The organism is Escherichia sp. E2586 (assembly GCF_005781105.1).
Classification (GTDB): domain Bacteria; phylum Pseudomonadota; class Gammaproteobacteria; order Enterobacterales; family Enterobacteriaceae; genus Escherichia.
Genome location: NZ_VATN01000009.1, coordinates 206226 through 220047, shown reverse-complemented (window position 1 = coordinate 220047; position 13822 = coordinate 206226). Strand labels below are relative to the sequence as shown.

General features: G+C 48.0%; 16 protein-coding genes. 7 read left to right on the top strand and 9 right to left on the bottom strand.

Annotation, left to right across the window (positions count from 1 at the left end):
• Positions 1 to 278: 278 nt before the first annotated feature.
• The 5 genes from manX (at position 279) to mntP (ending at position 4473) form a co-directional block, all read left to right on the top strand.
• Complete coding sequence (manX, locus tag FEK50_RS10960; protein WP_130223509.1) at positions 279 to 1250, top strand: PTS mannose transporter subunit IIAB; 972 nt, start codon at positions 279 to 281, stop codon at positions 1248 to 1250.
• 62 nt (positions 1251 to 1312) lie between these two features.
• Positions 1313 to 2113 (top strand): PTS mannose transporter subunit IIC, encoded by an 801-nt coding sequence (gene manY, locus FEK50_RS10955; RefSeq protein ID WP_064529241.1) that lies wholly within the window; start codon positions 1313 to 1315, stop codon positions 2111 to 2113.
• A 12-nt stretch (positions 2114 to 2125) separates the two neighbouring features.
• Positions 2126 to 2977, top strand: coding sequence for a PTS mannose transporter subunit IID (manZ, locus tag FEK50_RS10950; RefSeq protein WP_130208438.1), 852 nt, complete (start codon positions 2126 to 2128; stop codon positions 2975 to 2977).
• A gap of 54 nt (positions 2978 to 3031) precedes the next feature.
• Entirely contained in the window at positions 3032 to 3490 is a 459-nt protein-coding gene (locus FEK50_RS10945) for a DUF986 family protein (RefSeq protein WP_130208443.1), read from the top strand.
• A 416-nt stretch (positions 3491 to 3906) separates the two neighbouring features.
• Positions 3907 to 4473, top strand: a complete 567-nt coding sequence (gene mntP / locus FEK50_RS10940) for a manganese efflux pump MntP (protein ID WP_001353153.1) — start codon at positions 3907 to 3909, stop codon at positions 4471 to 4473.
• Here the strand turns inward: mntP and rlmA are convergent.
• The 5 genes from rlmA to mgrB all read right to left on the bottom strand — a co-directional run bounded on the left by rlmA (position 4470) and on the right by mgrB (position 6984).
• Positions 4470 to 5279 (bottom strand): 23S rRNA (guanine(745)-N(1))-methyltransferase, encoded by an 810-nt coding sequence (gene rlmA, locus FEK50_RS10935; protein ID WP_131161136.1) that lies wholly within the window; start codon positions 5277 to 5279, stop codon positions 4470 to 4472. The genes mntP and rlmA overlap by 4 nt on opposite strands.
• Positions 5280 to 5446: 167 nt before the next feature.
• On the bottom strand, positions 5447 to 5656 hold the full coding sequence (cspE, locus tag FEK50_RS10930; RefSeq protein WP_001062678.1) for a transcription antiterminator/RNA stability regulator CspE: 210 nt from the start codon (positions 5654 to 5656) through the stop codon (positions 5447 to 5449).
• A gap of 39 nt (positions 5657 to 5695) precedes the next feature.
• Positions 5696 to 5812 carry a DUF2627 domain-containing protein gene (locus tag FEK50_RS10925; RefSeq protein WP_064529246.1) on the bottom strand — a complete coding sequence of 39 codons (117 nt, stop codon included), beginning with the start codon at positions 5810 to 5812 and terminating at the stop codon, positions 5696 to 5698.
• Positions 5813 to 6478: 666 nt separating this feature from the next.
• Positions 6479 to 6766, bottom strand: a complete 288-nt coding sequence (locus FEK50_RS10920) for a YebO family protein (protein ID WP_130208447.1) — start codon at positions 6764 to 6766, stop codon at positions 6479 to 6481.
• A gap of 74 nt (positions 6767 to 6840) precedes the next feature.
• Positions 6841 to 6984: a PhoP/PhoQ regulator MgrB gene (gene mgrB / locus FEK50_RS10915; RefSeq protein ID WP_130208449.1), complete on the bottom strand. Its 144-nt coding sequence runs from the start codon at positions 6982 to 6984 to the stop codon at positions 6841 to 6843.
• Between the two features lie 156 nt (positions 6985 to 7140).
• Here mgrB and FEK50_RS10910 point away from each other — a divergent pair, with 156 nt between their 5' ends.
• Positions 7141 to 7380 (top strand): YobH family protein, encoded by a 240-nt coding sequence (locus FEK50_RS10910; protein WP_130208729.1) that lies wholly within the window; start codon positions 7141 to 7143, stop codon positions 7378 to 7380.
• Positions 7381 to 7526: 146 nt separating this feature from the next.
• Here FEK50_RS10910 and kdgR read toward each other — a convergent pair whose 3' ends face one another.
• Positions 7527 to 8318, bottom strand: coding sequence for a DNA-binding transcriptional regulator KdgR (gene kdgR, locus FEK50_RS10905; RefSeq protein WP_096849880.1), 792 nt, complete (start codon positions 8316 to 8318; stop codon positions 7527 to 7529).
• Between the two features lie 176 nt (positions 8319 to 8494).
• On the opposite strand from kdgR, the gene FEK50_RS10900 reads away from it, so the two are divergent.
• Positions 8495 to 9868, top strand: coding sequence for an MFS transporter (locus tag FEK50_RS10900; RefSeq protein ID WP_130208451.1), 1374 nt, complete (start codon positions 8495 to 8497; stop codon positions 9866 to 9868).
• A gap of 47 nt (positions 9869 to 9915) precedes the next feature.
• Here FEK50_RS10900 and htpX read toward each other — a convergent pair whose 3' ends face one another.
• The 3 genes from htpX to proQ form a co-directional block, all read right to left on the bottom strand.
• Positions 9916 to 10797, bottom strand: coding sequence for a protease HtpX (gene htpX / locus FEK50_RS10895; protein ID WP_000984517.1), 882 nt, complete (start codon positions 10795 to 10797; stop codon positions 9916 to 9918).
• Positions 10798 to 10988: 191 nt separating this feature from the next.
• Positions 10989 to 13037, bottom strand: a complete 2049-nt coding sequence (gene prc, locus FEK50_RS10890) for a carboxy terminal-processing peptidase (protein WP_130208453.1) — start codon at positions 13035 to 13037, stop codon at positions 10989 to 10991.
• 19 nt (positions 13038 to 13056) lie between these two features.
• Positions 13057 to 13755 carry an RNA chaperone ProQ gene (proQ, locus tag FEK50_RS10885; protein WP_000431365.1) on the bottom strand — a complete coding sequence of 233 codons (699 nt, stop codon included), beginning with the start codon at positions 13753 to 13755 and terminating at the stop codon, positions 13057 to 13059.
• Positions 13756 to 13822 lie beyond the last annotated feature (67 nt).

Below are 13822 nucleotides of genomic sequence, written 5' to 3'. Positions count from 1 at the left end.
CGGGAGTTAAACATATCAGAGAGATCTCTGATTTGGCAAAGATTTACCTTCCTTTGCAAATGAATGTGACAACATTTTTTACTCTTTCGGAATTTTGTCAATTCAAAGTTAATTTACGGATCTTCATCACATAAAATATTTTTTTCGATATCTAAAATAAATCGCGAGGCACAGGGGGTTTCTGGTTGTAGCCCTTATCTGAATCGATTCGATTGTGGACGACGATTCAAAAATACATCTGGCACGTTGAGATGTTAACAATAATAAGGAGGTAGCAAGTGACCATTGCTATTGTTATAGGCACACATGGTTGGGCTGCAGAGCAGTTGCTTAAAACGGCAGAGATGCTGTTAGGCGAGCAGGAAAACGTTGGCTGGATCGATTTTGTTCCTGGCGAAAATGCCGAAACGCTAATCGAAAAGTACAACGCTCAGTTGGCAAAACTCGACACCACTAAAGGCGTGCTGTTTCTCGTTGATACATGGGGAGGCAGTCCGTTCAATGCTGCCAGCCGCATTGTCGTCGACAAAGAGCATTATGAAGTGATCGCAGGCGTTAACATTCCAATGTTAGTGGAAACGTTAATGGCTCGTGATGATGACCCAAGCTTTGACGAACTGGTAGCACTGGCCGTAGAAACAGGCCGCGAAGGTGTGAAAGCACTGAAAGCGAAACCAGTTGAAAAAGCAGCACCTGCCCCCGCCGCAGCGGCACCGAAAGCGGCTCCTGCACCGGCAAAACCGATGGGACCAAACGACTATATGGTAATTGGCCTCGCGCGTATCGACGATCGTTTGATTCACGGTCAGGTTGCTACCCGCTGGACCAAAGAAACTAATGTCTCCCGTATCATCGTAGTTAGTGACGAAGTGGCTGCGGATACCGTTCGTAAGACACTACTCACCCAGGTTGCACCTCCCGGCGTAACAGCGCATGTAGTTGATGTCGCCAAAATGATTCGCGTCTACAACAACCCGAAATATGCGGGCGAACGCGTGATGCTGTTATTTACCAACCCGACAGATGTTGAGCGTCTCGTTGAAGGCGGCGTGAAAATCACCTCAGTCAACGTCGGTGGTATGGCATTCCGTCAGGGCAAAACTCAGGTGAATAACGCGGTTTCGGTTGATGAAAAAGATATCGAAGCGTTCAAGAAACTGAATGCGCGCGGTATCGAGCTGGAAGTCCGTAAGGTTTCCACCGACCAGAAACTGAAAATGATGGATCTGATCAGCAAAATCGATAAGTAACGTATTGTGTTGATTATCACTCAGTTTTCACACTTAAGTCTTACGTAAACAGGAGAAGTACAATGGAGATTACCGCTCTTCAAATTGTGCTGGTATTTATCGTAGCCTGTATCGCAGGTATGGGATCAATCCTCGATGAATTTCAGTTTCACCGTCCGCTAATCGCGTGTACCCTGGTGGGTATCGTTCTTGGGGATATGAAAACCGGTATTATTATCGGTGGTACCCTTGAAATGATCGCGCTGGGTTGGATGAACATCGGTGCCGCTGTTGCACCTGACGCCGCCCTGGCTTCTATTATTTCTACCATTCTGGTTATTGCTGGTCATCAGAGCATCGGTGCCGGTATCGCGCTGGCAATCCCTCTGGCAGCAGCAGGCCAGGTGCTGACCATTATCGTTCGTACTATTACCGTTGCCTTCCAGCACGCTGCGGATAAAGCAGCTGAAAACGGTAACCTGACGGCGATTTCATGGATCCACGTTTCGTCTCTGTTCCTGCAAGCTATGCGTGTGGCTATTCCGGCCGTTATCGTTGCGCTTTCTGTTGGTACCAGTGAAGTTCAAAACATGCTGAACGCCATTCCGGAAGTGGTGACCAATGGTCTGAACATTGCCGGTGGCATGATCGTGGTAGTTGGTTATGCGATGGTTATCAACATGATGCGTGCTGGCTACCTGATGCCGTTCTTCTACCTCGGCTTCGTAACCGCAGCATTCACCAACTTTAACCTGGTTGCTCTGGGTGTCATCGGTACCGTTATGGCGGTGCTCTACATTCAGCTGAGCCCGAAATATAACCGTGTCGCCGGTGCGCCAGTTCAGGCTGCTGGTAACAACGATCTCGACAACGAACTGGACTAACAGGTGAGCGAAATGGTTGATACAACTCAAACTACCACTGAGAAAAAACTCACTAAGAGTGATATTCGTGGCGTCTTCCTGCGTTCTAACCTTTTCCAGGGTTCATGGAACTTCGAGCGTATGCAGGCGCTGGGCTTCTGCTTCTCTATGGTGCCGGCGATTCGTCGCCTCTACCCGGAAAATAACGATGCCCGTAAACAGGCGATTAAACGTCACCTCGAATTCTTTAACACCCAACCGTTCGTGGCGGCGCCAATTCTGGGCGTAACCCTGGCGCTGGAAGAACAGCGTGCTAACGGTGCAGAGATCGACGATGGTGCAATCAACGGTATCAAAGTAGGTCTGATGGGTCCGCTGGCAGGTGTAGGCGACCCAATCTTCTGGGGTACGGTACGTCCCGTATTTGCAGCGCTGGGCGCCGGTATCGCGATGAGCGGCAGCCTGTTAGGTCCGTTGCTGTTCTTTATCCTGTTTAACCTGGTACGTCTGGCAACGCGTTACTACGGCGTAGCATATGGTTACTCCAAGGGCATCGATATCGTTAAAGATATGGGCGGCGGCTTCCTGCAAAAACTGACGGAAGGGGCGTCTATTCTCGGCCTGTTTGTCATGGGGGCATTGGTTAACAAGTGGACACATGTCAATATCCCGCTGGTCGTCTCACGCATCACTGACCAGACGGGTAAAGAGCACGTTACCACTGTACAGACCATTCTTGACCAGTTAATGCCGGGCCTGGTACCGCTGCTGCTGACCTTCGCCTGTATGTGGCTGCTGCGCAAAAAAGTGAACCCGCTGTGGATCATCGTTGGCTTCTTCGTCATCGGTATCGCTGGTTACGCTTGCGGCCTGCTTGGACTGTAAGACTGTTGTACACTACCGGGGCCTTTTGGCCCCGTTTTTTTATCTGGAGGATTAATGACAATCACGGAACTGGTGCTGATTCTGTTCATCGCCGCACTGCTTGCCTTTGCGATATACGATCAGTTCATTATGCCCCGCCGCAATGGCCCCACCCTGCTGGCAATTCCTTTGCTGCGGCGCGGTCGCATCGACAGCGTTATCTTCGTCGGGCTGATTGTCATTCTTATCTACAATAATGTGACCAGTCATGGCGCACAAATTACCACCTGGTTATTAAGTGCTCTGGCGCTGATGGGTTTTTATATATTCTGGATCCGCGTTCCGAAGATCATCTTTAAACAGAAAGGTTTTTTCTTCGCCAATGTCTGGATTGAATATAGCCGGATAAAAGCAATGAACTTATCGGAAGATGGTGTCCTGGTTATGCAATTAGAACAGCGTCGGTTGTTAATCCGCGTTCGAAATATCGACGATCTGGAAAAGATTTATAAACTTCTTGTTTCAACTCAATAGGTTATATCTTTAGCCAAAGCTATGTTAAGTGTGTTTTTAATAACCAGACATAGCTTAGGCTATATTATCTCTTCGATCATTTGTTATTTATTTTAACGTTTCATTTATATATAAATCTAAATGAAAATCGTTATCAATGAAGTAATGAAATAATATATTCCAACAGTTGTTTTATATTCTCAAAATATGTTAAGGTTGCGCCCTCATTTGGGGAGTAGCCGATTTCCAGACTCCGGAAATGTACGTGTCAACATACTCGTTGCAAAACGTGGCACGTACGGACTGAACATTTTCAGTCAGGCGAGACCATATGCACATCAATCGCTATGCCTGCATGAGCGCCTCTTGTCGTTCATGTGTGCATGTTTGCGGGGGGCGAAGATGTGTTTTATGGATACCCCGGTCAGGACGTTGTCATGAATATCACTGCTACTGTTCTTCTTGCGTTTGGTATGTCGATGGATGCATTTGCTGCATCAATCGGTAAAGGTGCCACCCTCCATAAACCGAAATTTTCTGAAGCGTTGCGAACCGGCCTTATTTTTGGTGCCGTCGAAACCCTGACGCCGCTGATCGGCTGGGGTATGGGCATGTTAGCCAGCCGCTTTGTCCTCGAATGGAACCACTGGATTGCGTTTGTGCTGCTGATATTCCTCGGCGGGCGAATGATTATTGAGGGTTTTCGTGGCGCAGATGATGAAGATGAAGAACCGCGCCGTCGACACGGTTTCTGGCTACTGGTAACCACCGCGATTGCCACCAGCCTGGATGCCATGGCTGTTGGTGTAGGTCTTGCCTTCCTGCAGGTCAACATTATCGCGACCGCATTGGCCATTGGTTGTGCAACCTTGATTATGTCGACATTAGGGATGATGGTTGGTCGCTTTATCGGCTCAATTATTGGGAAAAAAGCGGAAATTCTCGGCGGGCTGGTACTGATCGGCATCGGCGTCCAGATCCTCTGGACGCACTACCACGGTTAATTTGTTCGCTGCCAGAGGTGAATATTAAAGTCCGTCTGGCAGTCGAATACTTCTTTTGCCGCCAACGTTTGCCAGACATCAGGCTTCGCACGCCAGGCAAACGGCGTCATCTGCAACAATGCAACAGCTTCATCGCCGCGAAGACGCATCGGATACCGCAGTTCATCGCTCTGCTGTAATGCAAAACCTTCCAGTTGTTCAGTATGGGGGGCATGCAGAAGTACTTCGTCGTAAATCAGCCCTTTCAACTCCATTAAATGTCGTGGCCCTGGAGTAACGGTAATTACCCACCCTCCCGGTTTGACGACACGCGCTAACTCTTCTGCTTTGCATGGCGCGTAGATGCGAATAATGGCATCCATACTGGCATCGGCAAAAGGCAGACGGTGGCTGGAAGCGACACAAAAGGTAACCTGCTTATAGCGTTTCGCCGCAGCTTTAATTGCGACCTTAGAGACATCAAGACCAAAGGTTGTCACTACTGGCAAGGCATCGGCAAAAGCATGAGTGTAATACCCTTCCCCACAGCCAATATCCAGTACCGCTGTTGCGTGCTCATTAAGACATCCACGCAATTGAGCGACTATCGCATCACGAAGCGGCTGGTAATGACCGGCATCTAAAAACGCACGTCGCGCCTGCATCATTTCCGCGCTGTCTCCCGGATCGCGGGATCGTTTATATTGAACGGGTAGCAGATTGACATATCCCTCTTTCGCCATATCAAATTGATGCCGCTGCGGACAGATATAGCTATTTTGTTCAAGAGATAGAGGCTGGTGGCAAAGTGGACAGGAAAACGACATGAAAACTCCGGCGGGATACTAAATGCCGCAAGTGTAACGCGAATCGCGCTGCGGGCAAATATTCGAAGATCGTAAGGGAGCATTAAACAAAGTAAAAAGCCTCGCTTTTTCGACGAGGCTTTATAGCGAGATTGAAGTGCGTTAACACTTCAGATCAGTGAATTCGATCAGATAGCGGTTACGTTAACAGCTGCCGGACCTTTCTGGCCGTCCTGAATTTCGAACTCAACGTTCTGGCCTTCGGCCAGAGTTTTGAAGCCATTACCCTGGATAGCGGAGAAGTGTACGAACACATCTTTGCTGCCATCAGCCGGAGTAATGAAGCCAAAACCTTTAGACTCGTTGAACCACTTAACCTGACCTTTAATCTTTGCCATTTGAAAAATTCCTTAGATTGTTTTCTTCGCCCGCAGGCATTACAGAGATAAAACTGACACATTACTGCTTGAGGCACTAATATAAGGTTCGGCAGAGAAGCGGTATTCAACGACAACGTGTTTACTCAGGACTTCTTTACTGAAAATGCCACACATAAACAGAACTGTACCTCGTTTAACCCAAAGCTGTTATCACATACAACGTTAATTATGGCAAGCCATTTTTAAACATGTCTCGATCAGCTGCACAAATCTCGATGCGCCTTCCACTTTTTTTGCACATTTATGCAACGAACTGCGTGTCGATATATCGAGACACTTAAGCATACCAGTACAAACAGATGCCTGAACTGATGTGGTTTCTAACATAGTTCAATAAGTTCTAATCTTCCAGTTCAGAAATACAATTTAATTCCACAATGTGTGTGATATCACTTTTTATACTATGTAATGATAAACTGTTATATAACTTTATCTCATAAAACAGTCAGTTAACAACATACATAGATGCAATGCCGATGCCATATTCAAAGCATGTTAATAATGTAAAATAAGAAAAAATGATGAATGATAAAAAAAATGAGAAGAGAAACGTTTCGCTTATAAACAATGCTGTAATTAATCAATATTCCGATGCAAACATCCCAATCAGCAAGTACAAAAAATAACTTTTTCTGATGTCAAAATAAATGAATAAATAACAGAGAAAATAATCAAAATCCAATAAAGGATTAATTTTAATCAATTGCATCATTATAGTGCATGTAAGAATGATGAGATGAGTAACCCATCAACACAGGGTTACTCAAATTGCAGGAAGGATTACCGTTCTGCTACCAGACGAATAATATCTTCATCTTCACCCGTTTTTTGGTTCTCAGTAACCTTTTCATCGGCTTTTTCAGGTTCGTTAGCTTCGCACAAGCGGCGTAACAGTACATTCTGCCGTTTTTGCTGATCCAGTAATGCCTCAAGCAGTTCAATCTGTTCGTTAGTCCGGGAACTGGCACGGTTGATGAAAAACCACAAGATGAGCCCAATAATAAGAACTACTACCGATACAACCAAAGACGCAATGTTCATCACGCCTGAATTTACAACTTCGTTCATTTAACCACCTCTAAGTAGAGGCGCCATTTTACCACTGCTACGCAGGAAGGAAATCTACTGATGAAAAAATGATATCACCATGGGATGAACTGATTGATGGCACAAATTCCGCTGAAAAATTGCACATCCTGATCGCACATTATGTTGAATACCTGCATCCATAGCAGCAAGAAAGCCAGCACAGCGGCAACCAGAACGACCCATCGAAACTTTTTCACTCCAATCTCCGTTTAACCTATCTTCTGCCTTTAAACTATCATGCGTTAGTTAAACAACGTCTAACCATGTCGATATTCGTGCTTTTTCGGAATGATACGCTTGCTTCAGTCCATATTGCCGCTACGATTAAGCAAACAAAAAGAGAAGAGGTCGTAATGCGATTCATCATTCGCACAATTATCTTGATAGCACTGGTATGGACAGGATTATTACTCAGCGGATATGGCGTTCTGATTGGAAGCAAGGAAAATGCTGCCGGGTTAGGGCTGCAATGCACATATCTCACCGCCCGAAGCACAAGCACGGTGCAATATCTTCATACTAAAAGTGGATTTTTGGGGATTACAGATTGCCCGCTGCTACGTAAAAGCAATATCGTCGTCGATAATGATTGATAGATAACGGTACAAATATCCACATCAAAACTAATGGATATAAAGTACTTTCATCTTCTGCTCGAACGATATCACTATTAACATTATTTAATCCACGCTAAATGAAGAACCTGTCTGAATTTTATGCAGACAGGTTCTTATTTTAATCAGAATGGATAGTCGTGATACCCCATTTGTGCGGATATTTTGCGCGCTGCCGTATGCAACATAGCCACATACTCCTGCAAACGTTCTTCAGAAAAACGCAGCGTCGGGAAGGAAATACTCAAGCCGGCAATCACGACACCAAAGCGGTCAAACACCGGAACGGCGATACAGCGCAGTCCTTCTTCCTGTTCTTCGTTATCTTCGCCGTATCCCTGCTCACGGACCTGATCTAACACGGGTAATAACGCCTCTGTGCTAGTGATGGTCCGATCGGTGCTGCGTTTATATTCCACGCCTTCAAGGATTTGCTTCACTTCATCGCGATCGCGCCATGCCAGCAGCACCTTACCAATCGCAGTGCTGTACAGCGGATTACGACGGCCAATCCGTGAATACATGCGCAAATTGTACATAGAGTCAATTTTGTGGATGTAAACGATACTGTCTTCATCCAGTGCGCCAAGATGAATGGTTTCTTTGGTCAAACGGGAGATCTCACGCATCTGGATATCAGCACTGCGAATAAGATCGACGTTTTGTAGCGCACGAGCGCCCAGCTCAAATAATTTCAGGGTCAGAGAGTATTTCTCCGACTCCCCTTCCTGCGCGACATATCCCAAGGTTTTCATGGTCTGTAAAAAGCGATAAACGGTGCTTTTTGACATCATGACGCGCTGTGACAGCTCGGTTATCCCTATTTCGCGCTCTTCGCCCAGCGCCTGCAAAATGCCAAAAACCTTCAGTACGGAAGATACAGAATCAGGTTGTTTATCCAGATCTGCGTTAGCCATTTATCACCTCATTGCGAGTGTTTTATAAAAATTAGAACTGTTTTTTATTATAATTTCGCGCCAGGGTGGTCGCAATCCATCTTTTGCCGGTTAGTTACAATTCTGCGACATTCACCGTGAATATCAGTGCTAAAATCATACCCCTGTTGATTATTACCAAAAGATATAAAATTCCTATGCCAAAAGTTCAGGCCGATGGCCTGCCGTTGCCTCAGCGGTACGGCGCAATTTTAACCATTATTATTGGTATTTCGATGGCGGTTCTCGACGGCGCTATCGCTAATGTCGCCTTGCCAACCATTGCAACCGATCTCCACGCCACACCAGCCAGTTCCATCTGGGTGGTGAATGCCTACCAAATCGCGATTGTTATCTCCTTACTCTCGTTCTCTTTTTTGGGCGATATGTTTGGCTATCGACGAATTTATAAATTCGGTCTGGTGGTTTTTCTGCTCTCATCGTTGTTCTGCGCTCTTTCTGATTCACTGCAAATGCTAACCCTGGCGCGTGTAATACAAGGTTTTGGCGGCGCGGCGTTAATGAGCGTCAATACTGCACTCATCCGCTTAATCTACCCACAACGTTTTCTGGGGCGAGGGATGGGAATTAACTCTTTTATCGTCGCCGTCTCCTCCGCTGCCGGGCCGACGATCGCCGCCGCAATCCTTTCAATTGCGTCCTGGAAGTGGTTATTTTTAATTAACGTACCGTTGGGTATTATCGCCCTACTCCTGGCAATGCGTTTTCTGCCGCCAAATGGTTCTCGTGCCAGTAAGCCGCGGTTTGACCTGCCCAGCGCCGTGATGAATGCGCTGACATTTGGCCTGCTTATTACTGCATTGAGTGGTTTTGCTCAGGGGCAATCACTGACGCTGATCGGTGCTGAACTGGCGGTAATGATTATTGTTGGTATTTTCTTTATTCGCCGCCAGCTTTCCCTTCCTGTTCCACTGCTACCGGTGGATTTACTGCGTATTCCGCTGTTTACACTATCAATTTGTACCTCCATTTGTTCTTTCTGCGCGCAAATGCTGGCGATGGTTTCCCTGCCTTTTTATTTGCAAACCGTACTTGGACGTAGTGAAGTTGAGACAGGTTTGCTCCTGACCCCGTGGCCGTTGGCAACGATGGTAATGGCTCCGCTGGCAGGTTATTTGATAGAGCGCGTCCATGCAGGATTGCTTGGTGCTTTAGGGCTGTTCATCATGGCCGCGGGACTTTTTTCTCTGGTCCTGTTGCCAGCTTCGCCTGCCGATATCAATATCATCTGGCCGATGATCTTATGCGGTGCAGGCTTTGGGTTATTCCAGTCCCCCAATAATCACACCATTATTACCTCCGCCCCACGTGAGCGTAGCGGTGGTGCCAGTGGAATGTTGGGTACAGCGCGTCTGCTTGGTCAGAGTAGCGGTGCAGCTCTGGTGGCGCTGATGTTGAATCAGTTTGGTGATAATGGTACGCACGTCTCGCTGACGGCTGCGGCTATTCTGGCAGTGATCGCCGCCTGTGTCAGTGGTTTACGCATTACCCAACCGCGCGCACAAGGCTAAAAAAAAGCGCGTCAACCAGGACGCGCTTTTTTATAATTTACTGCAAATTACTTCAGGTATTCACCGGTACGCAGGGCTTCAATACGTTTATCCAGCGGCGGGTGAGTCATGAACAGCTCACTCAGCGATTTGGACTTACCATTGATACAAAAAGCCATCATGCTGGTTGCTTCCTGCGGCTCATAGCTGGTTTTCAGACGCTGCAGCGCAGCAATCATTTTCTCACGACCAACCAGTTTGGCTGAACCTGCATCGGCATGGAATTCACGGTGACGCGAGAACCACATGGTGATAATGCTCGCCAGAATACCAAATACCAGCTCCAGAACCGTCGCAACCGCAAAGTAGATCAGCGGGTTACCGTTGCTCTCTTCACCTTCATCACGGTTACCGCCCATAAAGCCCGCGGCAAGCTGCGCCAGAATACGTGAAATAAAGATAACGAAGGTGTTTACCACGCCCTGAATCAGCGTCATGGTAACCATGTCACCATTCGCAATGTGGCTAATTTCGTGGGCAATTACCGCCTCGGCTTCATCCGGGCTCATGTTCTGCAGCAAACCGGTGCTGACAGCAACCAGAGAGGCATCACGACGAGCACCTGTCGCAAAGGCGTTGATATCCGGCGCATGGTAGATAGCTACTTGCGGCATAGCAATCCCCGCCTGACGGGCCTGGGTTGCTACAGTATTGACCAGCCAACGTTCCCTTTCGTTACGCGGTTGCTCGATCACTTCCCCGCCAACAGATCGTAATGCCATCCATTTGGACATCAGAAGCGAAACGAAGGAACCACCAAAACCGAACAGCAAGGCCATAATCATCAGCCCCTGAACGCTGCTCGACTGTATCCCTGTCAGGCTCAGTACCAGCCCGAAAACGACCATAACGGCCAGGTTCGTTAGCAGGAAGAGCGCGATTCGCATCATAATTTTCTTTTTACCTCAGTTTAACAAAACGCAATATGCGATACCCACATCGTATGGGTTACGCGACTATTTTCAAGTCTGGATAGAGCGTAAGTCACCAGAAAGACACAACTTTACATTTTGTAGCATCTGATTTACGGCATCTTGCCACTGTTAAAAAATCAGGCACAATTTCTTGTGCCTGATTGATGTTACTTGACGGGAGCGGGCTGTTCCGCTGGTCTGGATTTTTCCAGCTTCGCCAGATCGAGTGCGATATTCACTGTCTCGTCCAGATACGGATCTGGCTCCTTGTAATCTTTTGGCAAATCATCCAGTTTCTTCAACTCCGGTTTGCCTTCGCGTTTAAAGCGATCGTTCAATCGCGCCAGACGCATCGCATCATCTTCATTGTTCTCTTTCTCACGTACAGCGTAATTCAGAGAAACAATATTGCGTTTGTCCTTCATGGCATTGAAACGAGCAATATCCTTCATGATGTTCTGGAATTCAGGATCCTTCGCGATGCGCGCATTATGTTCCTTCAGCAATTCCGGCTCAAACGCCGATAAATCGCCTGATTTCACATAGGTTGCAGCATCAATGCTATCCCACGGCAGCGCGTTATCTTCGAATTTCTCTCCCGTTTCCGTCTCTTCATTGCCTGTCGGCATGATGATATCCGGCGTCACGCCCTTACGTTGGGTACTACCACCGTTAACGCGATAGAATTTCTGGATTGTATACTGCACTGACCCCAGCGCCGGCCATTCAGGACGTAACATCTGATCGTAGATACGATTCAGAGAACGATACTGCTGGACAGTACCTTTGCCGAATGTTGGTTCGCCCACAACCAGCGCGCGACCGTAATCCTGCATCGCGGCGGCAAAGATTTCTGAAGCCGAAGCACTGAATCGGTCAACCAATACCACCAGCGGGCCTTTATAGAACACCTGGCCGTCGGTATCACTGTCCTCGCGGACTTTACCATTGTTATCACGGACCTGAACAATCGGACCGGAAGGAATGAACAAACCAGAGAGCGATACTGCCTCGGTCAGCGCCCCGCCGCCATTGCTACGCAGGTCGATGACGACGCTGCTGACATTCTGTTTTTCCAGCTTCTGCAACTGAACTTTGACATCGTCTGTCAAGCCAACATAGAAGCCTGGAATATCCAGTACGCCCACTTTTTCTTTGCCGACGGTCTTCACGGACATTTTAACTGCGCGGTCTTCCAGACGAATGCGTTCACGCGTCAGTGTTACCGTACGGGTTTTAGTCCCTTTACCGGCAGGTAAAATTTCTAAACGAACTTTACTGCCTTTCGGCCCTTTGATTAAGGCAACGACATCATCAAGACGCCAGCCAATCACGTCAACCATCGGCTTGCCGGTTTGACCAACACCGACAATTTTGTCACCAACGCTGATAGCCTTACTCTTCGCAGCCGGGCCACCTGCCACCATCGAATTGATAACGGTGTAGTCATCATCCATTTGCAGCACCGCTCCAATACCTTCCAACGACAAGCTCATTTCAGTATTGAACTGTTCGGTATTACGCGGGGAAAGGTAGTTGGTATGCGGATCAATTTCGCGCGCAAACGCCGTCATTGCCAGCGAGAACACATCTTCGCTGTTAGTTTGCGCCAGACGGCGAATGGCAAATTTGTAGCGACGAGTCAGGGTTTCACGAATTTCTTTATCCGTTTTTCCTGTCAGCTTCAGACTTAACTCGTCGAATTTGACTTTGCTGTCCCACAGCGCGTTCAACTCGGCCTCGTTTTTCGGCCAGGGCGCTTTGCTGCGGTCCAGGTTATAAGTGTCGTTGCCGGTAAAATCCATCGGTTTTTCCAGTACCGATAAGGCGTACTGGTAACGTTCAAAACGGCGTTTTTGCGCCAGATTGTAAAGATCGTAGAAAACGTCAAGTTTACCGGAGCGCAGTTCATCGCCCAGCTCATTTTTCTTTTTCGCGAACTGTTCAACATCGCTTGCCAGCAGCACATTGTGGCTGTAATCAAGCAGGTTCAGGTAGCGGTCAAAGATTTTGGCCGAGAATGCCTGATCGAGGTCGAACTGGCGATAATGGGAGCGGGTAAAGCGCGACGTTACGCGCTCACTCACCGTCGCATGCTGCGTCTCTTCCTTTAATACCGGAATCTGATCAGCACGCGTAATATCTTCTACTGCGAAGGTCTGGCCTGCTATTGCAAGCAGGCCAGCTAACGCGGTAAGCCTAAAAAACATGTTCATGCCTGGCCCGGCCTCCGTTTCAGAACACCAGGTGTTCTGCGCGCACAATCAAAGACATACCCGAATTCAGCTGGACGCGGACGCCGTCTTTGGTGATTTCTAATACGGTGGCATCCATCGCATTTTGACCAGCTTTCACCTTCAGGGCTTGTCCGACAGTCAGAGCTGAAATGTCAGAAACTGGGGTGTGCTGTTCTTCGCGAGGTGCTTTTACTGTTTTTGGCGCTTTCTCAGCCGGTTTCTGCGCGCGAGGTTTGCGCTCGGCGCCTTCTTTACGGCGTTGCGCGGCAGGACGTGGCTTGCGTTCGCGGCGTGGTGCGTCTTCTTTCTCACCTGCAGCTGCGGCAGCTTCGCGTTTTTTCGCCTGCTGTTCGGCACGCTGCGCCTGGACGCGCGCTTTCGCTTCTTCAAGCTGCTTGCGAGCATGTTCTACATGCTGCTCGTCCAGCTCACCGCATGGGTTGCCGTCGAGATCGACACGCGTCGCGCCTGGTTTAACGCCATACAGATAGCGCCAGCTCGAAGTGTAGAGACGTAAAGCGGATCGCAGTTGCGTTTTGCTAAGGTTCATTTCCCCAGCAACGCGATCGACCAAATCCTGAAAAATACCGATTTTCAGCGGACGCGCTTCACCTTCCGCACTGAAACAGTGGGGAAAACGTTCGGCCAGAAACGCGATTACTTCTTTACTGCTATTCAACTTAGGTTGATTTTCCATGAAATTTCCTGATTACAACGGACGTAGCCAACAAGCGCAGGCATGAACAGGCGTCATTATAATGACG